General features: G+C 73.7%; 19 protein-coding genes. 10 read left to right on the forward strand and 9 right to left on the reverse strand.

Annotated features, from left to right (window positions below; translation table 11 throughout):
* The first annotated feature begins 500 nt into the window (after positions 1–500).
* The 4 genes from ACFUO4_RS24225 (at position 501) to ACFUO4_RS24240 (ending at position 5,148) form a co-directional block, all read left to right on the forward strand.
* Entirely contained in the window at positions 501–2,207 is a 1,707-nt protein-coding gene (locus ACFUO4_RS24225) for an RICIN domain-containing protein (RefSeq protein WP_383488110.1), read from the forward strand.
* A gap of 156 nt (positions 2,208–2,363) precedes the next feature.
* Positions 2,364–2,870, forward strand: a complete 507-nt coding sequence (locus ACFUO4_RS24230; RefSeq protein WP_383488113.1) for a fibronectin type III-like domain-contianing protein — start codon at positions 2,364–2,366, stop codon at positions 2,868–2,870.
* Complete coding sequence (locus ACFUO4_RS24235) at positions 2,870–4,417, forward strand: carboxylesterase/lipase family protein (protein WP_383488115.1); 1,548 nt, start codon at positions 2,870–2,872, stop codon at positions 4,415–4,417. The genes ACFUO4_RS24230 and ACFUO4_RS24235 overlap by 1 nt, the downstream gene beginning before the upstream one ends.
* A gap of 80 nt (positions 4,418–4,497) precedes the next feature.
* Positions 4,498–5,148: a DedA family protein gene (locus tag ACFUO4_RS24240; RefSeq protein WP_383488118.1), complete on the forward strand. Its 651-nt coding sequence runs from the start codon at positions 4,498–4,500 to the stop codon at positions 5,146–5,148.
* A gap of 3 nt (positions 5,149–5,151) precedes the next feature.
* Here the strand turns inward: ACFUO4_RS24240 and ACFUO4_RS24245 are convergent, their stop codons facing one another.
* Positions 5,152–5,685, reverse strand: a complete 534-nt coding sequence (locus ACFUO4_RS24245; RefSeq protein ID WP_383488121.1) for a gamma carbonic anhydrase family protein — start codon at positions 5,683–5,685, stop codon at positions 5,152–5,154.
* Positions 5,686–5,799: 114 nt separating this feature from the next.
* Between ACFUO4_RS24245 and ACFUO4_RS24250 the strand changes: the two genes are divergently transcribed.
* Entirely contained in the window at positions 5,800–6,555 is a 756-nt protein-coding gene (locus ACFUO4_RS24250; RefSeq protein ID WP_383488124.1) for an acyltransferase, read from the forward strand.
* A 1-nt stretch (position 6,556) separates the two neighbouring features.
* Here ACFUO4_RS24250 and ACFUO4_RS24255 read toward each other — a convergent pair whose 3' ends face one another.
* A complete protein-coding gene (locus ACFUO4_RS24255) occupies positions 6,557–7,414 on the reverse strand; it encodes an EamA family transporter (RefSeq protein ID WP_383488127.1) in 858 nt (285 codons plus the stop codon).
* Positions 7,415–7,508: 94 nt separating this feature from the next.
* On the opposite strand from ACFUO4_RS24255, the gene ACFUO4_RS24260 reads away from it, so the two are divergent.
* Together ACFUO4_RS24260 and ACFUO4_RS24265 are read left to right on the forward strand one after the other, a co-directional pair.
* Positions 7,509–8,081, forward strand: a complete 573-nt coding sequence (locus ACFUO4_RS24260; protein WP_383488130.1) for a helix-turn-helix domain-containing protein — start codon at positions 7,509–7,511, stop codon at positions 8,079–8,081.
* A gap of 43 nt (positions 8,082–8,124) precedes the next feature.
* On the forward strand, positions 8,125–8,679 hold the full coding sequence (locus ACFUO4_RS24265; RefSeq protein ID WP_383488133.1) for a YbaK/EbsC family protein: 555 nt from the start codon (positions 8,125–8,127) through the stop codon (positions 8,677–8,679).
* Between the two features lie 2 nt (positions 8,680–8,681).
* Here the strand turns inward: ACFUO4_RS24265 and ACFUO4_RS24270 are convergent, their stop codons facing one another.
* Positions 8,682–9,728: a cation diffusion facilitator family transporter gene (locus ACFUO4_RS24270; RefSeq protein WP_383488135.1), complete on the reverse strand. Its 1,047-nt coding sequence runs from the start codon at positions 9,726–9,728 to the stop codon at positions 8,682–8,684.
* A 60-nt stretch (positions 9,729–9,788) separates the two neighbouring features.
* On the opposite strand from ACFUO4_RS24270, the gene ACFUO4_RS24275 reads away from it, so the two are divergent.
* On the forward strand, positions 9,789–10,148 hold the full coding sequence (locus tag ACFUO4_RS24275; protein ID WP_383488138.1) for an ArsR/SmtB family transcription factor: 360 nt from the start codon (positions 9,789–9,791) through the stop codon (positions 10,146–10,148).
* Between the two features lie 9 nt (positions 10,149–10,157).
* On the opposite strand, the gene ACFUO4_RS24280 is transcribed toward ACFUO4_RS24275, so the two are convergent.
* The gene (locus ACFUO4_RS24280) at positions 10,158–11,378 is read right to left on the reverse strand and encodes a 4-hydroxybenzoate 3-monooxygenase (RefSeq protein ID WP_383488141.1); all 1,221 of its coding nucleotides are present in this window, start codon (positions 11,376–11,378) and stop codon (positions 10,158–10,160) included.
* 78 nt (positions 11,379–11,456) lie between these two features.
* Here ACFUO4_RS24280 and amrS point away from each other — a divergent pair, with 78 nt between their 5' ends.
* Both amrS and ACFUO4_RS24290 read left to right on the forward strand, forming a co-directional pair.
* Entirely contained in the window at positions 11,457–12,491 is a 1,035-nt protein-coding gene (gene amrS, locus ACFUO4_RS24285) for an AmmeMemoRadiSam system radical SAM enzyme (RefSeq protein WP_383488144.1), read from the forward strand.
* Entirely contained in the window at positions 12,488–12,700 is a 213-nt protein-coding gene (locus ACFUO4_RS24290; RefSeq protein ID WP_383488147.1) for a radical SAM-modified peptide, FtsH ternary system-associated, read from the forward strand. Before amrS ends, ACFUO4_RS24290 begins: the two co-directional genes overlap by 4 nt.
* Before the next feature lie 22 nt (positions 12,701–12,722).
* Here ACFUO4_RS24290 and ACFUO4_RS24295 read toward each other — a convergent pair whose 3' ends face one another.
* The 5 genes from ACFUO4_RS24295 to ACFUO4_RS24315 all read right to left on the reverse strand — a co-directional run bounded on the left by ACFUO4_RS24295 (position 12,723) and on the right by ACFUO4_RS24315 (position 19,529).
* Complete coding sequence (locus ACFUO4_RS24295) at positions 12,723–15,854, reverse strand: hypothetical protein (protein ID WP_383488150.1); 3,132 nt, start codon at positions 15,852–15,854, stop codon at positions 12,723–12,725.
* A 145-nt stretch (positions 15,855–15,999) separates the two neighbouring features.
* Positions 16,000–17,742, reverse strand: coding sequence for a hypothetical protein (locus ACFUO4_RS24300; RefSeq protein WP_383488153.1), 1,743 nt, complete (start codon positions 17,740–17,742; stop codon positions 16,000–16,002).
* 3 nt (positions 17,743–17,745) lie between these two features.
* Positions 17,746–18,435: a hypothetical protein gene (locus ACFUO4_RS24305; RefSeq protein WP_383488156.1), complete on the reverse strand. Its 690-nt coding sequence runs from the start codon at positions 18,433–18,435 to the stop codon at positions 17,746–17,748.
* Entirely contained in the window at positions 18,432–18,713 is a 282-nt protein-coding gene (locus ACFUO4_RS24310) for a hypothetical protein (protein WP_079310656.1), read from the reverse strand. The genes ACFUO4_RS24305 and ACFUO4_RS24310 overlap by 4 nt, the downstream gene beginning before the upstream one ends.
* A 3-nt stretch (positions 18,714–18,716) precedes the next feature.
* Positions 18,717–19,529, reverse strand: a complete 813-nt coding sequence (locus ACFUO4_RS24315; RefSeq protein ID WP_383488159.1) for a hypothetical protein — start codon at positions 19,527–19,529, stop codon at positions 18,717–18,719.
* Between the last annotated feature and the right edge of the window lie 18 nt (positions 19,530–19,547).

Below are 19,547 nucleotides of genomic sequence, written 5' to 3' on the forward strand. Positions count from 1 at the left end.
ACGGTGGTGGGCCCGCGGGGTCCAAACCCCTGAGCTGGGCCCAATAGCGGACATATGGGTTGCACCGGCGCGACGGCGCCGGTCCACCCCTTTCGCATGCGCATCCGGCGGGAGCGGTGCGAAGGTTGGAGATTTCGTGCGCCAACCACCCCTGCTTGCACACAACTTGAGGTCCCGCCGTCCGCGCGGTTTTCGAATGCGGGTACGGATACCGCCGGTAACTTATCTGAATTCCCGGCGTTTTGAACTTCGGTCACTCGAACTTCTTGTTTCTCGTGATTCGTCTGTGCGAAAGTGAGCGCCCCCTGGTGATCGCTCAGTAGCTGACGCGACATAGGTATGCACCAATCACGCACCTGCTTTTCCGAGTACGTGTTTCCCCGCGCGTCCGCGGCTTGGAAGGAAATGGTTCAGTGCAATCCCCGTACCCCCCACGACCCCCCTACCCGCCACGCCCAGGAGCGAGCCCCGGGGAGTCCGACCGTAATCTCGTCGCCCAATTGGGCGGAGCAGAGGGCGGCGCCCGCGCGGTCGCCCTGCTGCTCGCCCGGCACTGGCGGGCGACACATGACTACGCGGTCATCTGCCTGGCCTCGTCGTCCGACTCCGCCGAACTCGTGGCCGCCGCGGCGTTCCACCAGGTGTTCGGTCGCGCGACCGGCGGCGCCGTACGCCCTCAACTCCTGGCCGCCGTAAGGGAGACGGTGAAGAACTGGGCCGCCGAGGACCGTATTTCCGCGGCTCTGCCGGAACTGGGCAAGCCGACCGGAGGGCGCGGGCTGCGCGCGGCACGCGGCGTCACATCCGAAAGGCGGCAGCTCGCCGAACGGGCATTCCAGACGCTTCCCGGAGCCTCGCAATGCCTGTTGTGGCACATCGAGGTCGAAGCCGAGCCCATATCCGTACCAGCCGGTCTGTTGGGTGTGGACGTCGCCCGTGCGACGGACGCCCTGGAACAGGCCCGCGAGCAATTCCGGCAGGGCTGTGTGCGCGCCCACCGGGAACTCGCGCCCTCCAAGGAATGCCGCTTCTACAACCGCCTCCTCGACGTCCCGATCCGTCGCGGCGGCGCCTTGCTGCCCGATGTCCAGCAGCATCTGACGGAGTGCCGCTACTGCCGGCACGCCGCCGAGCAGCTGAGCCATTTCGACGGCGGCCTGGAGGTGCTGCTCGCCGAGACCGTCCTCGGCTGGGGCGCCCGGCGCTACCTCGACTCCCGCCCCGGCCGCGGCGGCACCAGCCAGGCCCCGGTCGCCCGCCCGCGCGGCGGCCGGCACCGCCCCGTGCCGGCCCGGCGCCGCGTCGCACCGCGCCGGAACGCGAAGGCCGTCGCCGTGGTCGGCCTGACCTCCCTGGCCCTGCTGGCGACCGTGCTCGCCGCCCGCGGCTGGTCAACTGACAACGGTGTCCCTGAGCCGAGCGCCACCTGGGGCGCCCCCAGCGGCCAGGACACCGACTCCTCGGTGCGTCCGGGCCCCGTGAGTTCTCCGTCGGCGGCCTCCGCCACCGACCCCGTGGAGATCGGACACGGCAGACTCCGCAACCTCACCACCGACCTCTGCCTCGACCTCCGCGGCGGCACCGCCGCGGACGGTGTGCCGGCGGTCCTCGCCGCCTGCTCCACGGCCGTCTCGCAGCAGTGGTCGTACCAGGACGACGGCCTGCTGCGCAGCCTCGCCGACCGCACGCTCTGCCTCGATGCCGATCCCGGCAGGCGATCGGTCGTCCTGGCCGGCTGCCTGGTGCACGCCGGTGAGGTGCAGTACGACCTCACGGTCCGCGGCGAGATCCTGCTGCGCTGGCACAGGGACCGCGCCCTCATCGGCGAGGACAGGGCGGTCAGGGTCGTCGACCGGGACGGCGCCGAGGGCCGGCGGTGGGTGCTGGAGACGACGGACTCCGCGGTGACGGGGGAGCCGCGGAAGAAGAGCGGGACGGGACAGAAGGGGGAGAAGGCGGCGCCGGAGGGGGAGAGGGGCGACGGCCGCCTCCCTGCCGTGCCGTCACCGCGGCTGCCCGTCGAACCCCCGAGCGGGGGCCGGTCCCAGGGTGAGGACCCCGAGCCCTACGAGACGCGCGTGGCGCAGGTCGATCATCACGCGGAACCGGAAACCGAGAAGGTCCTCCAGGCGCCGGTGGAGGTGCCCGCCGTGGTGTCCGACAAGGTGGAGGCCGTCGTCTCGTCCCTCGGCTCCGTCCTCCGCTGATCACGAGGACCGTCCCTTCGGGGGCGGTCCTTGTTCATTTCATTGACACGAGTCACCAGCGGTCATAGTTTTCCCGCCGCGTCCCAGGCGTTTCTGACCCCGCGTCAAGTTCCTTTTGTCGCACCGTGCGTTCAGATACCGAAGGAGTGACGGCACATGACCGATACCGCCTCCCGGCGTTCCGCCCTGCGTCCGCAGGACGGAACGATCACCGTCGCCGCGGCGGCCACCGGCGGACTCACACCCCACGCCCACGCCGCGGGCAGACCCCGCCACGGCGCCGGGCCCCGCGTCGAACGACTCCTCGCCGAGCTCACCCTCGACGAGAAGATCTCCCTCCCGCACGGCGCCACCGGCCCCGCCTCCCTCGGGCAGGCGGGCCATGTCCCGGGCGTCGCACGCTTCGGCATCCCCCCGTCGCACCTCGCCGACGGCCCCGTCGGCGTGCGGGCGACCCGAATACGGGTGTGGGGCGGTTGTCGCCGGCTCACCCTGCGGGCGGGGGAGCGCAAGCGGGTGACCGTACCCGTCGCCGCGCGCACGCTGTCTTCCTGGGACCCGGAACGCCATGACTGGGTGTCCGGAACGGGGCGCCGGGAGGTGTGGGTCGGGGCGCCGGCCGAGGACCCGCGGCTGCGGACGCGAGCGGGGGTGGCGCGGTGATGCGCCGGATCGCCGTCGCGCTGACGGCACTTGCGGCCACCCTGGTGCTTCCCACGTCGGCCCAGGCCGCGTCGGGCGACCCCGTGGTGCGCACCGATGCGGGCCTGGTGCGGGGTGAAGTCACCGCCGAGGGACGGCAGTTCCTCGGCATCCCGTACGCAGAGCCGCCGGTCGGAAGGCTCCGCTGGACCGCGCCGCGGGCCGTCAAGCCCTGGCAAGGGGTGCGCGGCGCACAGGACTTCGGCGGCAAGTGCGTCCAGGGGGCGAGTTGGGACCCGGGATACGAGCAGCCCTCGTACACCGAGAACTGTCTCGACCTCAACGTCTACGTTCCCGAGGGCGCCCGCCGCGACGCGGTCCTGGTCTGGTTCCACGGCGGCGGCCTCACCGCCGGAGCCGGCCAGGACATCGTGCCCGACACGTTCGCACGGCGGACCGGCACCGTCGTCGTGACCGTCAACTACCGCCTGGGGGCGATGGGGTTCCTCGCCACCGCCGGCCTCGACGACGAGGCGTCCGACGGTGTCTCCGGCAACTTCGGCATGCTCGACCAGCAGGCCGCACTGCGCTGGGTGCGCGCCAACGTCGGCCGCTTCGGCGGCGACCCCGGGCGGGTGACCATCGCGGGCGAGTCGGCGGGCGGCCGCTCGGTCTGCACCCAACTGGCCTCACCCACGAGCAGGGGGCTGTTCCGCGCGGGCATCATCGAGAGCGGGGCGTACGACGACTGCGCCGCCCGCCCGCACCGGACGGCCGTCGCCGACGGGGCCGACTTCGCGCGGAAGCTGGGCTGCGACACCGTCGCCTGTCTGCGCGGCAAGTCCGCCGCCGACATCCTCGCCGCCCAGGGCGACTTCGACTGGGGGCCGGTGACCGGCGGGCGGTTCCTGCCCCGGCAGCCCTCCACCGCGCTGGCCCACGGAGCCGCGGCCGGGGTGCCGGTGATGAACGGCGCGAACCAGGACGAGGGCCGGCTGTTCGCGTTCACCCGCTTCGACCTCGGCGGCAACCCGCTCACGGCCGAGCAGTACCCGGCCGTCATGCGGGAGGAGTTCGGCGAAGAGGCCCTCCAGAACTACCCGCTCGCCGCCCAGCAGTCCCCGACCATCGGCTACGCCACGGCCCTCGGCGACCTGCTCTTCGCCTGCCCGGCACTCCGGCTCGACGCGGTGCTCGCCGCCCGCGGACCGGTCTACGCGTACGAGTTCGCCGACCGCACCGGGCCGCCCTTCGCCTCGCTGCGCAACCTCGGGACGGACTTCGACTTCGGCGCGACCCACGTCAACGAGGTGCAGTACCTCTTCAAGCACTTCGGACTGGAGTCCCCGCTGAACGCGGAGCAGCGGACGCTCGCCCGGCAGATGGTCCAGTACTGGGGGTCCTTCGTGCGGGGCGGGGTGCCGCGGGCGGACGGACAGCCCGCGATGCCCTCCGGCTCCGGGCGGGTGCTCTCGCTGCGGACCGCGTCCGCAGGCGGTAACGCCGTGAGCACGGCCGTCCACAGCGCGCATCGGTGCAACCTCTGGGACTCGGCCGCCGTCTCCTAACGGGTAGGCTTCCCGGCGCACGCTCCCGCGAGCGTGCGCCGGGAACACACGGGATCTACAGGACACGGGAGGAACCGGCGGTGCACGTCCAGGAATGGCTCGAGACCGTACCCGCGGTCAGCATCTATCTGCTGGTGGGCCTGGTCATCGGCCTGGAGAGCCTGGGCATCCCGCTGCCGGGCGAGATCATTCTCGTCTCCTCCGCGCTGCTCGCCTCCCAGCACGGTGACATCAACCCCTTCGTCCTCGGCGCCTGCGCCAGCGCGGGTGCCGTCATCGGCGACTCGATCGGCTATGCCATCGGACGCAAGGGCGGGCGGCCGCTGCTGGCCTGGCTGGGGAAGAAGTTCCCCAAGCACTTCAGCGAGGGGCACATCGCGACGGCCGAGCGGTCCTTCGAGAAGTGGGGCATGTGGGCCGTGTTCTTCGGCCGCTTCGTGGCGCTGCTGCGGATCTTCGCGGGGCCGCTGGCGGGTGTGCTGCACATGCCGTACTGGAAGTTCCTGATCGCCAACGTGCTGGGCGGGATCATCTGGGCCGGGGGTACGACCGCGGTCATCTACTACGTGGGTGTCGTCGCGGAGGACTGGCTGAAGCGGTTCTCCTGGCTGGGGCTGGCGCTGGCCGTTCTCATCGGGCTGACCTCGATGCTGGTGCTGAAGAGGAAGGCCAGGAAGGCGACGGCCGAGAAGCAGGCGGCCGAGCCCGAGGTCGTCCCGGCCGCCGACTGAGGTTCACGGAGTCCCGTGCACCTCGCTGTGAGCCTTGGCGAGGTCCGCGTAGAGCGTGCCGTTCAGCGTCACCCCTTGCCGCTCCTCCTGCGTGAGCGCACGCCTCACCTTCGCCGGGACGCCCGCCACCAGTGAACCCGGCGGCACCTCCATCCCCTGCGGCACCAGCGCCTGGGCGGCCACCAGCGAGCCCTCGCCGATCACCGCGCCGTTCAGGACCGTCGCGCCCATGCCGATCAGGCAGTCGTCGCCCACCGTCGCGCCGTGCACCACCGCGTTGTGGCCCACCGAGACCCGTTCGCCGATGGTCACCGGGAAACCCGGGTCGGCGTGCAGGGTGCAGTTGTCCTGGATGTTGCTGCGGGCGCCCACGGAGATGGTCTCGACGTCGCCGCGGACGACCGCGCCGTACCAGACGGACGCGCCCGCGGCGAGGGTCACGTCCCCGATCACCGTCGCGTTGGGGGCCACGAAGGCCTCCCCGTCGATCTTCGGTTCCCTGCCGCCGATGCCCGTGATCAACGCCTTGTGCGTCATCGCCTCGCTCCTCCTGGCCGTCCTCGGTACCCCCGCACCGTACGCCACCCGGTAGGGCGAAGATCACAAGCCCCCGACCTCATACGGGGGCCGTCCGCTCAGTACCGTGAGCGGGTGCTGAAGCGCAAGAACACGTTCTCGTCCTGGCCGCGCCGCGTGGCGCAGCGCGCCGTCCATGCCGGCTGGGCCTGGGTGCAGCGCACGGGCTCCGTGACCGCCGAGCAGCCGGGCCGCTTCCGCTTCGGCGCGATGGGAACGAGTACCAGACTCGCCTTCCCGCTGGGCACGGTCTTCGGCGAGCCGTGGATCCACATCGGCTCGCACTGCATCGTCGGCGAGCAGGTGACCCTGACCGCCGGGCTGATGCCCGATCTCGATCTCGGTCCCGACCCGATCCTGCGCATCGGGGACGGTGTGGTGCTGGGTCGGGGCAGCCATGTCATCGCCGACACGACCGTCACCATCGGCAGCGACTGCTACTTCGGGCCGTACGTCTACGTGACGTCGACGAACCACTCGTACGACGATCCGCACGAGCCCATCGGCAAGCAGTGGCCCCGCATGGAGCCGGTGGAGATCGGGCCGGGGTGCTGGATCGGGACCGGTGCCGTGATCCTGCCGGGCGCCCGGATCGGGCGGAATGTGGTGGTGGCCGCCGGTGCGGTGGTGCGGGGTGTGGTGCCCGACCACGCCGTGGTGGCGGGGGCGCCCGCGCGGGTCGTCCGGCGTTGGACCGCCGAGGAGGGGTGGCAGCCGCCGCTGCGGACCCCGGCGCCGGTGCCGATACCCGAGGGGATCACCCCCGAGCAGCTGAACGCCCTCGCGGAGCTGGACGAGGAGACCGTCGCGAAGCTCGCCGAGCTCGACTGAGTCAGCCGGTCGCCAGGAGCAGCGTGCCCACCAGGGCCAGGCCCGCGCCCGCTGCCTGGATCGCCTTCAGGCGTTCGCTGAGGAATCCGCGTGCGGCCAGGGCCGTCACCACCGGGTAGAGCGAGGCCAGTACGGCGGCCACCGTGACCGGACCGAGGCGGGCCGCGACCGCGTAGGTGCCGTTGGCCGCGACATCGGCCAGGCCGACGAAGGCCAGCGTCGGCAGGGAGGACCAGGGGAAGCCGGTCGGCGGGAGGGCCGCGTTGCCCCTGTGCACGGAGGCGTACAGGGCCGCGCCGCCCGCCGCGACGTTCGTGACGCGCTGGACGAACAGGGCGAGGAACAGGCCCGTGACGTTCGTCGACGCCTCCGCGATCAGCGCGAACACCATGCCGAAGCCGAGCGCGGCGATCAGGGTGAGGACGATCGTCTCGCGCCGCACGGGGGCGCCGCCCCGCTGCGGGCCGCCCGCGAGGACGACGCCGAGGACCGCGACCGCGATGCCCGCGAACTGGAGCGGGCCGGGCCGCTCGCCGAGGAAGAGGCCCACCCCGACCGGGACCGCGACGCTGAAGGTGCCGAGCGGGGAGACGACGCCCATCGGGCCGAGCGCGAGCGCCTTGTAGAAGCAGATCATCGCGACCGGGCCGACCAGACCGGCGGCGAACGCGAACCACAGGCGCGGACCCGCCTCGCTCCAGCCGCCCGTGGCCACCACGACCGCGCCGAGCACGGCCGTCGCGATCGCCTGCGAGACGACGACCACCGTCAGGGCCGGGGTGCGCCGGGTCAGCAGTCCGCCGCCGAAGTCCGCCAGGCCCCACAACAGGCTCGTGGCCAGGGCGAAGAGTGCTGTCACGGGAGCGCCTCGCAGTACAGTTCGATGAACGATTCGGTGCACCCCACCGTAGTTCATCACCTTGCACGCTGTCATACAAAATATTGGACGTGAAGTGTCGGACCTCGACCTGCTGACCCAGTCCCTGGCGCGCAACGTCAAGCGCTGGCGGACCGAGCGCGGCTTCACCCTGGACGTGCTCGCCGCCCGTGCCGGAGTCAGCCGCGGCATGCTGATCCAGATCGAACAGGCCCGTACCAACCCCAGCATCGGCACGGTGGTGAAGATCGGCGACGCGCTCGGCGTCAGCGTCACCACCCTGCTCGACTACGAACAGGGCCCCAAGGTGCGGATCGTCCCGCCCGAACAGGTCGTGCGGCTCTGGCACACCGACGCGGGCAGCTACAGCCGGCTGCTCGCGGGCACCGAGGCGCCCGGCCCGCTGGAGATGTGGGAGTGGAAGCTGATGCCGGGGGAGAGCAGCTCCTCCGACCCGCATCCGGTCGGCACCGTCGAGATCGGCCATGTCACCGCCGGCGAGCTGACCCTCACGGTGGACGGCGCCGAGCACCGGGTCCCGGCCGGCTCCAGCGTCACCTTCGACGCCAACGCCGCGCACACCTACGGCAATCAGGGCGCCGAACCCACGGTGTTCGTGCTGGCCATCTCCGTCCCGCCCGCGACCTGAGACACCCGGCGGGCCGGCGCCGCACGGCTGTTAGCGTGCGGTCATGGACGCACCCATCGGACACTTCGACCACGCCGCACCCGCCCCCGACTGCCTCCACGAACTGACCGCGCCCGTGGCGGACGCCGTGCGCCGCTGGAGCGGCAGCGTGCCCGCCGAGCAGATCGTCTACGTCGACACCGACCCCCAGTGGGCGGACACGGCCGTCTTCGTGGAGCACTACGGGCAGGAGCTGCTGGAGCGGTCCGCGAACTGTGTCGTGGTGGCGGGCAAGCGCGGCGGCGAGTCCACGCTCGCGGCGTGCGTCGTGCTGTCCACCACCCGGGTCGACGTCAACGGTGTCGTCCGCCGCCAACTCGGCGCCCGCAAGGCCTCGTTCGCCTCGATGGACACGGCCACGGGGGAGACCGGCATGGAGTACGGCGGCATCACGCCCGTCGGACTCCCAGCAGACTGGCCGCTCTTGGTGGACTCGGCCGTCGTCGACCTGCCCTACGTCCTGGTCGGCAGCGGGCGCCGCCGCGGCAAACTCCTCGTGCCGGGCAAGGCGTTCGCGGAGCTGCCGGGTGCGGTGGTGCTGGACGGGCTGGGCGTCTGAACTCAGGCCGCCATGTGATGGGCGAGGGTGAGGTGCGGGTCGGCCTCGCCCGGGAGCGGCGCCGGGTCGGCGTGCACCAGGGCGGCGGTGAGGCGCGGCACGGCGTGCAGCAGCGCGTGCTCCGCGTCGACGGCGATGGCGTGGGCCTGCCGTACCGTCGCGTCGCCGTCCACGACCACCGCGACCTCGGCGCGCAACCGGTGCCCGATCCAGCGCAGCCTCAACTCGCCCACCCCGCGCACCCCTTCGACCTTCAGCAGGGCCCGCTCGGCCCGGTCCACGAGCGCGGGGTCGACGGCGTCCATCACCCGCCGGAACACCTCGCGCGCCGCGTCCCGCAGCACGAGCGCGATGGCGGCCGTGATCGCCAACCCCACGAGCGGGTCGGCGAGTTGCCAGCCCAGTGCCGAGCCTCCGGCGCCGAGCAGCACCGCGAGTGAGGTGAACCCGTCGGTGCGGGCGTGCAGTCCGTCGGCGACCAGCGCGGCCGAGCCGATGTCACGCCCGACGCGGATGCGATAGCGGGCCACCCACTCGTTGCCCGCGAACCCCACGAGCGCGGCGACCGCCACCGCAGGGACATGCTGCACGGGACGCGGGTCGAGGAGCCGCTCGATCGCGGTCCACCCCGCGAAGGCGGCCGAGGCGGCGATCGTCAGCACGATCGCGATGCCCGCCAGATCCTCGGCCCGCCCGTAGCCGTAGGTGAAGCGACGGGTCGCCGCGCGCCTGCCCAGCACGAACGCGATCCCGAGCGGTACGGCGGTCAGCGCGTCCGCCGCGTTGTGCACGGTGTCGCCGAGCAGCGCGACCGAACCCGACACGGCCACCACCACGGCCTGCGCCAGCGCCGTCACGCCGAGGACCACCAGCGACACCCACAGGGCGCGCATGCCGCGTGCCGAGGACTCCAGCGCCGGGTCGAGCTTGTCGGCGGTCTCGTGGGAGTGGGGGGTGAGGAGGTGCTTGAGACGGTGGCCGAGGGAGTGCCGGTGCGGATGGCGGTGGGTGTGCTCATGGTCATGGCCGTGGTGGTGCCGGTCGCTCACGTGAGGCCCCTTCCGGTGCGTGCGGTGGACGCGCGCCGCCCACACCGCCATTATGTGCGTATGAGCGCACGCATGCACCTATCACCTGCGCATCATGCGCACCCGCGGACTCCGGGCGACGAGCAGTTCGCCCTCGCCGCCGAACTGCTCGCCCTCCTCGGCGACCGCACCCGCCTCGCCCTGCTGCACGCCCTCGCGGGCGGCGCGGCGGACGTCACGACCCTCACCGAGACTTGCGGGGCGGCGCGGCCCGCGGTCAGTCAGCATCTGGCGCGGCTGCGGCTGGCGGGACTGGTGAACACGCGGAAGGAAGGACGCAGGGTGATCTACTCCCTGCGCGACGGGCATCTGCGCCGCCTGGTCGACGAGGCGCTGAACGTGGCGGACCACCGGCTCAGTGACCGGCCGGTGCACGACTGACGTCGCGCGTCAGTGAGCGGGGTCCTTGCCCAGGTACTGCTCCGCGAAGGCGAGCCCCGCCGCCGGGGAGGCGAAGAGACGGCGGAGGCGGGCCTGGGTGGTGCCCGCGAGGTAGGGGTCGCCGGACGAGGTGCCGTGGTAGATCTCCGACAGCCACCGGGAGAACTCCTGGTAGTCCCAGACGCGGCCCAGGCACGCCTGCGAGTAGCCGGTCAGGCCGGCGGAGTCGCCCTTGGTGAGCTGGGCGACGAGCGCGTCACCCAGCAGGAAGGCGTCGTGCAGGGCGAGGTTCATGCCCTTCGCGGCGATGGGCGCGGTGAGATGGGCGGAGTCGCCTGCCAGGAAGAGACGGCCGAACGCCATGGGTTCGACCACGTGATTGTGCATGTCGAGGACGCGCTTCTCGATGAGAGGGCCCTCGGCGAGGGGCGGGGCGCCGTGGGCGCCCAGGCGTTGTCGCAGCTCCGACCACACCCGGTCCTCCGACCAGTTGCCGGGGTGGTCGCCGGGCGGGCACTCCAGGTAGTAGCGGGTGACTTCGGGGCTGCGGGCCATGTGCCCGGCGAAGCCGTTGGGGTGGATGCCGAAGACCACGCAGTCGTTGGACGGCGGCGCCTGCGCGAGGAGCGCCAGCCAGCCGATGCCGTAGTCGTGCCGGGAGACGAGCGCGCGGTCCGGGGTGAGCAGGGAGCGGGTCACTCCGCGTGCCCCGTCGGCGCCCACCACGAAGTCACAGGGGATCAGCCGGTCCTCGCCGAGGTCGTCGACGTACTCCACGACCGGGTGGTCCGAGTCCAGGCCGTGCAGCCGTACGTCCCGGACGCCGAAGCGTTTGTCGCCGCCACGGACGTCCGCGTACTCGTGCACCAGGTCCGTCACCAGCAACGGCTGCGGGTACACCCAGTGATGATGGCCCGTCAGGTGGTGGTACGCGAACCGGTACCGCTCCCCGCCGAGCCGGAACTCGCACTCCGTGTGCCGCTGCGCGCGCTCCAGCAGGTTCGCGGCGAGGCCCCGCCGTTCGAGGCCGCGTACGGCCCACTCCTCCAACACCCCTGCGCGGGGCCGCTGTTCGATGAACGCGCGGGTCTCCGTCTCCAGGACCACGCAGTCGACGCCGGCGGCCCGCAGGATGTTGCCGACCGTCAGCCCCGCGGGGCCGGCGCCGATGACGACGACCGGCTTGTGCGGCGGGAGTGCCCCGCTGGGGAAGGGGGAGACCTCGGTCATCCGAGCATTATGTCCGCGCCCTCACGCGCTCGGGAACGGAGTACCGTGGAAATCCGGGTGACGGGGTGAGGTGGCGGGGTGGTCACGTGGGTACCGGCGGAGTTCTACCGTGCCGTCGACGGTGGCCTCCAGTGCACGCTCTGCCCCTTCCGCTGCCGACTGCGCGACGGTGACACCGGCGCCTGCAAGGTGCGGCGCAGGGAAGGTGACCGGGTGCTCACGGCGACCTGGGGGACGACCGTCGAGCACTGGTCCTCCGTGGAGCGCAAGCCCCTCTACCACTTCCGCCCAGGCCTGCCGCTGCTGACCCTGGCGCCGCCCGGCTGCTCGTTCCGCTGCGACTACTGCGTCAACCACCGTGTCTCGCAGTACGGCAGGGACCCGGGCAGCCGGGTCTCCACACAGGACGCCGATGTCGAGAGGCTGGTCGCGGCCGCCGCCGAGCGGGGCGGTGGACTCGCCCTCTCCTACTCCGAGCCGTCCCTCGCCGCCGAGCTCACCCTCGAACTCGGGGCCCACGCCCGCCCGTTGGGCGTTCCGCTGGTGTGGAAGAGCAACGGCTTCCTCACCCCCGAAGCCGTCGAGCGCGTCGGCCCGGTCCTCGCCGCCGTCAACATCGACGTCAAGGCCGCCGACGAGGGCGCGCACCGCCGGCTCACGGGGGCACCGCTCGCCCCGGTCCTGGAGACGCTGCGGCTGCTGACGGCCGCCGGGGTGTGGGTCGAGGTCAGCACCCCGCTCATCCCCGGGACCAGTGCCGAGGACCGACAGCTCCTGCGCATCGCCGAGTTCGTGGCCTCGCTGGGCCCGGACACCCCCTGGCACCTGCTGCGCTTCACCCCGACGTACCGGATGCGCGACCAGCGCCCCACCTCGCCGGAACGGCTCGCGGACGCGGCGCGCATCGGTCGGGCCGCCGGGCTGCGGTACGTGTACGTCGAGCGGGCGCTCGGCGCGGAGGGACGGGCCACCCGCTGTCCGGGATGTGGGGTCGAGGTGGTGTCCCGAGGGGTATGGGGGCAGACGGAAAGCCTCCTGCGTGACGGGAGTTGCCCGGGATGCGGGGAACCGGTCGCCGGGATCTGGACCGTGGACGAGAGGACTGGGGCATGAGCACCGAGTACCGCTTCGTGGAGGACCTGCCGGACCTGATCGACGCCTCCGAGTACGACGACCATCCCGACGGACGGCTCGTACGGCTGCGCATCAGCTGGGACGAGAACGGCGTCGAGGTGCTCGGCGACGCGTTCCGGCCGGACATGCTGGAGGCGCTGCTGGAGAGGATGGGGCCCGACGCGGTGGAGCAGATGCTGTGCGGTTGACCAGGGTGGTCCAGAGCCGATGCTAGAACTTTCCCAGGATCTGCACGAGCACCCGCCGCAGCTCGTCCCCCTCGGGTTCCGGCGCCAGCACCCAGGTGTCCGGCCCGTCCGGCGGTACCGGATGCCGTGGATAGTGGACGCGCAGCGTCAGCGAGCCCGGCACGGGCAGCGGCGGCTCATGGGCATGGGTCAGCAGCAGGGTGCGGGGCTCGCCCGAGTCGACGGCGGCCAGGGCACGCGCCGCCGCACGGGCCAGAGCCGCCGCGCGCACCGGGTCCGCGGGCTGCGGCGGCACCGGCGTCCACAGCCGCCGCAGATCCGACGCCGACGTCAGCCGGGCCGCAGCCTCGCGGCCGTCGAGGCGCACCAGCGCCACCGCGCGGTCGGCCTCCAGCAGCGCCGCCGCCAGCAGATGCGCGCACAGCCGCAGACAGCTGCCCACCTGCCCGTGCGCCGCGGCCCCCGTGTCGAGGACGAGCACCGCGTCCCGCTCGGTCCACGGCAGCCGGCCGCGCCGGGTGCGGTACAGCAGCGCGTCCTGGGCCCACAGCGCGTTCAACAGGGGGGCGGGCAACGCCATTTGGCTGGGCATGAGGCGGTCCGGCGGGCCGTGCCGGGCCCACTGCGCCGGCGCGCCGGCCGTGGCGGGACCGGGGAGGTCGTCACCGAGGAGGACGGGCAGCCGCGAGGGCAGGTCGGGGAGCCGGGCGGCGGCCTCCGCGGCCGACGCCCACGGCCCGTCCGTCAGGCGCAGCGGCAGCGCCGGGTCCTCACGGACCGCGTCCGGCCCCAACAGGGCGAGCAGTGGCAGGAGTTCGTGTTCGACCCGGTCCAGGGCGGCGGCCAGCTCGGCGCTCGTGACGGAGGGCCGCTCCGGCTGTTCGCCGCTGCCGCGCAGGCCCCACTCCAGTGTGGTGCGCAGTTCCTGGAGGGACACGCCCGGCGGCGGTACGTACCGTGCGTCGCCCGGCAGCCGCGACGCCACCAGCGCGCTGAGCGCCGGATGCGCGGAGCGCGGCCAGTCCAGGCCGCGCAGGGCACGGGCGGCCGGGCTCCGGTGCACGAGCCGGCGTCCTGGCGGTGGCGCCGGGCGCAGGAGCCGTGAGATGTCCGCGAGCGCGTCGAGGGGGACGGCCGCGTCGACCGCGGCGGCCATGGCGCCCAACTCGGCCAGGTACGTGGGGGATTCGGGCAACGGCGGGCCGGGCTCCGTCGACTCAGGCGAGGTCCGCATCTCCCACAGGAGGGTGCGTCCGCCGCTGTACGTCACCGCCAGCCGACGCCCGTCGGCGGACCAGCGCACCGACCACACCGGGCCTCGCCCGGGACCGTCGTCAAGGGTCATCGCCACCGTGCCCCGGCTCACGTCCCACACCTCGACCACCGTGGTGTGGGCGCCGGGGCCGGGCGCGGCGAGCAGCGAGCCGTCCGGTGACCAGGCCAGCGCCGGTGCCCAGCCGCGCCCGCCCGGCGCGCCGAACTCGCGCAGCACCCGCCAGGTCATCGTCGACCACACCACCAACGGCCCCTGCCCGGCGAGCGGTGTCGCGGCCAGCCGGCTCCCGTCCGGCGACCAGGCGACGCGGGCGGCGAACGCGCCGGAGGGCAGGGGCAGTCGCCGGGCCCGCTCTCTGCGCGGCATGTGCCAGAGCATCACGGCACCCTGGGTCCCGGCCGCGAGCAGCGTTCCGTCCGGCGACCAGGTGGGCCGGCCCGTGCCCTGCGGGAGATGCAGACTCGCGCGCCGCTGTGCCGGGATGCCGCGGGTGTCCAGGACGTGCACGAACAGGTGGGTGGGTGCGGGCCCCGGCTCGGGCACGACCAGCGTCGCGGACCCCTCGGCCGGTGCCGGGCACCACGCGGGACCCTGACCACCCTCCAGCACGGCCCGGATCTCGCCGCCGTCCAGGTCGACGACGGTCAGCCCCGACTGGCCCTCGCGCGAGGCGCAGGCCAGCAACTGCGGGGAGCCGGGGGAGAGTTCGAGGTCATGGGCGCCGCCCGGCCCCGTGGCCACGGCCATGTCGCGGCGTCCGTCGTCCGGGCCGGGTGCCGTCAGCGGGGCGATCGCACCGGCCGAGGTCTCCAGCACCCAGCGGCCGTCCCGTGACGGGGCGATCGCCGGGGCCCACAGGCCGTCGCCGGCGTCGTACAGCAGCATCTGGCCGGTGATCCGGGGCGCCTGGTCCCGCAGCGCCGGCAGCGCCCGGCCCACCGAGCGGCACATCGCCGCCGCCCAGCTGCGCAGCAGCACCCCGACCCGGCGTTCCGCGCGGTACGGTGCCGTGTCCGGCAGCTCCCACAGTTCCGGACCCGCGCCGGCGGTGAACAGCACGCGCCCGGTCGCCGACACGCTCAGGTCCCGCGGTGCGCCGATCCGCGCGGGCAGCTGTGCGACCCGTTCCAGCGCACGGTCGAGCACGAGCAGGACCTCCTGGTCGGTGGCGACCACGAGGAACCGCCCGGTCCGGCTGAACCCCAGCCCGACGACGGCACCGTCGACCGGTGTCTCCGTGAGCGTCCGGCCGGTGGCGCGGTCCACCAGGTGCAGGCCCGTCGTGTCGGCGAAGGCGAGCGCGTCGCGGTCCGGTGACCAGGCGAGGGCGGTGATGCCGGTGCGGCCGGTGCAGGGGGCGAAGTCCATCCGGACCGGGGAGACGCTCCACAGCTGGAGCGCGGTGGCGGTGGCCAGGCACAGCTGGCGGCCCTGCGGATCCCAGGCCAGGGCGACCACCGGGTCGACCGTCGGCAGCGGGGACGACACGAGGGTGCCCCGGTGGTGGACGAGCACCCCGTCGCCGGCGCAGGCAACCCACAGACCGTCGGGCGACACCGTGAGGGTGTCCGCGCCGGCCGGCACCGGGAAGCCGTCGTCGGCCGGTGCCCCGCTGTCCCCGTCGTAGACCTCGACCCGCCCGGCCCGCAGCACGAACACCTCCCCGCCGTCCGGCCCCCAGGCCACGGCCGCCGGCCGTCCCTCTCCGGGCGCCGACCACAGCACCCGCCCGGTGTCGTCACGACAGCTCAGGGCACGCTCGGTGAGCTGCACGAACGCGGTGCCGTCCCGGGAGAGACCGGTACACGGAGCGCTGCCGCTGAGCGAGAGCAGCCGCCGGGGGCCGGGAGGGGGCGCGGCCTCGGGGCGGGTGGTCATGGGCGTCCCGGGGGAGTCGGTGCGCCGGGGCTCGTCGCCGCGTGGCGGGCGTCTGCCCTCGCCGGTGGGGCGTCACGGCCGGGGGCGCCCCTCCGGTCGGCTGGGCGGGCTTCGGTGAGCCATGGCCCGCCGTCGAGGATCGTTGTCACCTCTCCTCCGTCCCCTCCAGCGCCGCCTGTTCGAAGAGTCTGGCCGCTTCCAGATGGTCACCGGCGGAGCGGTAGGCCTCCGCGGCGGCCTCGTGGTCACCTGTGGCGCGGAGGCGGGTGGCGCGTTCGAGGGCCTCGGCGGGGTCGTGGTGGGGCGTCGGGGGCGGTCCTTGCGAGGTGCCGCTCGCCGCGGCCAACGCGCCCAGGGCGTCGAGGAGTTCACGGCCCGCCTTGGACAGGCCGCTGGAGACCTCGACCGGGCCCGGTGGGGCCCACAGGGTCCACAGGGGCACCATCGGGGCGAGCGGGAAGCGGTGCCGGCCGCCGTGCCAGCAGACCACCACCGAGGTGCCGTCGAGGCCGAACAGGTGGGCGCGGGCCGCGGGTGGCAGCGGGGGTGTGAGGCGGTGCCCGGACTCCAGGAACAGGCTGCCGGGGCCGATGCGGTGCAGGGGCACGCCGAAGGGGAGGTCGCGGGCCAGGCCCACCGGTTCGAGGAGCAGATGATGCCCGGGACCCGGCAGCAGGAACCCCGTCTCGCCGAGCGGCCGGCCCGGCAAGTACCGGCGCAGGAGAGGCAGTTCGTCGTCGTCCAGCAGGACGGCGTCGACCGCGGTGTCCGCGTGGGCGTCCGGCACCACCCGCACCGGGGTCGACGGCACGCGTGCGGCATCCGGCAACGCGGAGGCGGCGGGCGGGGGTTCGGCCGCCACCCCGACCAGCTCGGTCGGCACCGGCGAGGGCGCGCCCAGCGGCTCCAGCCGCAGCGGAGGCCACTCCTCGCGGTCGCCGACCAGCCACAACTCGCCTTCCGGCACCGGGGAGTACAGCAGGGAGTCGTCTAGGGGAGGCGACAGTCGTACGTCCAGCAGCAGCCGTTCGCAACCGGTCACCGGGCGGCACACTGCCGTGCGGGGCAGCGCCGACAGGGCCACGACCAAGGCGTGCGGAATCGCGTCCGGTGCCGTCAACGCGAAGGCGGTCAGCTCTCGTTGAGGGGTGTCCGGACTGTCCCAGGGACGTGCCCGGACGGCGAGCGTGGACACCTCGACGCCGAAGGCCAGCGCCTGGCGGACGACGGACGACAGCAGTGGTGCGGCCGTCAGCACCAGCAGGGTGCGGTGGTCGGCGCGGGCGGGAGAGGTGAGGGGGAGGCGGGAGATCAGGTCCATCAGGTCGAGCCCGGGCCAGGCCAGCACTTCGCTCAACCGGTCGGGCCCGCCGCCCCGTTCGCCCGCCAGGGCACCGTGGCCGAGGATCGCGTGAGGCGCACCGCCGTGCAGGGTCAGCAGCTCGGTGCCGACCGCCGGGCCGATCCCGCTGAGCAGCCAGACCGCCCCGCCGCCCGGCTCCTCGTGGCAGCTCCACTCCGCCGCCCCCGCCCGGTGCAGCGCCTCGAGCGCGCCGAGGACCCGGTGCGGAGAGGTGAATCGGGCGGCGACGCGCCAGTCGACGGTGGGGGAGGAGGTGTACGAGACGGGCGGCGCCGGTTCCGGAGAGTCCTCCTCCGGCGGGCGGGCCGGGCGCACGCTGAAGCGGACACCGTGTTCGTGGACGCCGCCCGCCTGGCGGGGCGGCCGCGGCGGAGGGTGGGCCGGTGGGGTCTGCGGGGTCGGCGGCGGTGCCCCGCGCGGCGCCGGACGCGCCACGATCGGTGTGGGCGGGGTGCCGGCGGGGGAGGCGCCCTCCGGCGTGATGCGGCTCAGGAGACGGCGCAGGGGGCTCTCACTGCGTGCCATGGGTCAGGGGCCCCCTGCCCGGCCGCCGTCCGCCTCGACGGGTGGCCCGGACGGCAGCCAGGCGGCGGAGCCGAGCCGTTGGCCGGCCCACTCCCGCCAGCGGTCCAGTACGTCACCGCCGCCCTCGGCGTCGTAGGCCGCACGGAACAGCCGTGCCCCCCAGTCGAAGCGCTCGACCCGGTCCGCGGCCTCGACGCCCCAGTCCAGCGTCAGCCGGCGTTCGGTGCGGGCGGCCAGGGACGGCAGGCGGGCCTCGATCCGCGGGAAGAGGGCGAGGAGGGGGCCGGGCGGGCCGCCGCCGAGGCGGTCGGCGAGGGCGCGGGCGAGTTCGAGCCGGAGCTGCTGGGGCCCGTTGCCGACGGTGCCGGTGGCGGCCAGGAGGCGGCGGGCCGGGGTGATGTCACCGGTCAGGAGCAGCTCCCAGGCGGCCTCGAGTCTGCGGCCGCGCTCCTGCCAGCAGCGGGCGGCGAGTTCGGGGCGCCCGAGGAGCCGGTAGCAGCGGGCCGCCTGTTCCGGGTGGCCGGCCTGCCGGTAGGTGCGCGCGGCATGCTCCAGGTCGCCGGCCCGCTGGTAGGCGTCGGCCGCCGACCACTGCCAGCCGAGGAGGTCGTAGCAGCGGGCGGCCTCGGTGTGCGCCTGGGCCTCGGAGTAGCAGCGCGCGGCCTTGAGCAGCAGCCGGGTGCGCCGGCTCATGTGGTCTCCCGCTCACCCGGCTCGGGACCCTCGGTCTCCTCGTCCCGGACGCGCGCCGGGGGCTGCGGTGCCGGGTCGTGCCGCCACAGCGGCGGCTCGTCGAACGGCGAGATCTCCTCGACGTCCGGTCTGCGCGCCAGGACCTGCCCCAGCTCGGCGCTGATCCGGTCGTGCTCGGCGTCGTGGTCGGGACCGGAGCCGGTCCCGATGTCGTCCACCTGGAACAGTTCGACCTCTCCGGTGTCCGTGTTGAACCGGAACCGCACCCGCACCCGCATCGATCAGTTCTCCGTCTTGTCGTCGAAGTCGATCTCGAACTCGATGTCGATGCCGCCGTCGGACTCCTCCTGCCGGATGCCGGTGGCGCCGTGCTGCCGGGCGAAGTCGAGCAGGGCCCGCTGATAGGCCGTGGCCAGCACGCCGTTCACCGCCCGCAGTCCGTCCTGGCCGAGCCGGGCGACGCGCTCCCGGTTGCGGGCCTCCAGGTCGGCGCGGACCCGCTCGCGTTCCTCGGCCAGCCGGGCCCGCGCGTCGTCGTCCGCCGCCCGCTGGAGCCGCGCCTCGGCCGCGGCGGCCGCCGTGGTCGACTCCTGGTCCGCCTGCACCCGCAGCCGTCCCGCCAGTTCGCGCGCCCGGCGCACGGCGTCGGCCTCGGCGACCACCTGCGCCTCCCGCTCGGCCACTTCGCGGGTGCGGCCGGCGAACCCGTCGGCGTAGTACCGCCCTTCACCGCTGCCGGTCGCCTGCTCGCGGACCGAGCCGCGCAGGGTCTCGGCGGCATGGCCCTCCACGGTGACCTGGTCCTCCAGGCGGGCGGTCACGACCAGTTCACCCGTGGCGGGGTCGTAGCGGACCCGGCCGTCCGGCAACTCCAGGACGTGGCCGCCGCCTTCGGCCCGCCAGGCGTCGGCCGTGGCGAGCGTCGCCTCGAAGACCTGCCGGGTGGCCTGCCCCAGCGTGCCGCCGAACGGATGACGCACCTCGAGCTCGCTGACCACGGAGTCGCTGGCGCTGGCGCGGCGCTCCAGGGCGAGTTCCCATGCCTCGACGACTTCTCTGGTGGCCTCCACCCGTACCCTGCGCGGATTGCACATAGAGCTGGTGTCCCCCTG

The sequence above is a fragment of the Streptomyces sp. NPDC057280 genome, from assembly GCF_042668605.1.
Taxonomy (GTDB): Bacteria; Actinomycetota; Actinomycetes; order Streptomycetales; family Streptomycetaceae; genus Streptomyces.

Excerpts from the sequence above, each read along its gene's own strand:
- ACFUO4_RS24315 (WP_383488159.1), bottom strand. The coding sequence starts at position 19,529 with ATGTGCAATCCGCGCAGGGTACGGGTGGAGGCCACCAGAGAAGTCGTC.
- ACFUO4_RS24300 (WP_383488153.1), bottom strand. The coding sequence starts at position 17,742 with ATGGCACGCAGTGAGAGCCCCCTGCGCCGTCTCCTGAGCCGCATCACG.
- ACFUO4_RS24295 (WP_383488150.1), bottom strand. The coding sequence starts at position 15,854 with ATGACCACCCGCCCCGAGGCCGCGCCCCCTCCCGGCCCCCGGCGGCTG.
- ACFUO4_RS24305 (WP_383488156.1), bottom strand. The coding sequence starts at position 18,435 with ATGAGCCGGCGCACCCGGCTGCTGCTCAAGGCCGCGCGCTGCTACTCC.
- ACFUO4_RS24235 (WP_383488115.1), top strand. The coding sequence starts at position 2,870 with ATGCGCCGGATCGCCGTCGCGCTGACGGCACTTGCGGCCACCCTGGTG.
- ACFUO4_RS24310 (WP_079310656.1), bottom strand. The coding sequence starts at position 18,713 with ATGCGGGTGCGGGTGCGGTTCCGGTTCAACACGGACACCGGAGAGGTC.
- ACFUO4_RS24275 (WP_383488138.1), top strand. The coding sequence starts at position 9,789 with ATGAGCGCACGCATGCACCTATCACCTGCGCATCATGCGCACCCGCGG.
- ACFUO4_RS24290 (WP_383488147.1), top strand. The coding sequence starts at position 12,488 with ATGAGCACCGAGTACCGCTTCGTGGAGGACCTGCCGGACCTGATCGAC.
- ACFUO4_RS24280 (WP_383488141.1), bottom strand. The coding sequence starts at position 11,378 with ATGACCGAGGTCTCCCCCTTCCCCAGCGGGGCACTCCCGCCGCACAAG.
- ACFUO4_RS24265 (WP_383488133.1), top strand. The coding sequence starts at position 8,125 with ATGGACGCACCCATCGGACACTTCGACCACGCCGCACCCGCCCCCGAC.
- ACFUO4_RS24245 (WP_383488121.1), bottom strand. The coding sequence starts at position 5,685 with ATGACGCACAAGGCGTTGATCACGGGCATCGGCGGCAGGGAACCGAAG.
- ACFUO4_RS24230 (WP_383488113.1), top strand. The coding sequence starts at position 2,364 with ATGACCGATACCGCCTCCCGGCGTTCCGCCCTGCGTCCGCAGGACGGA.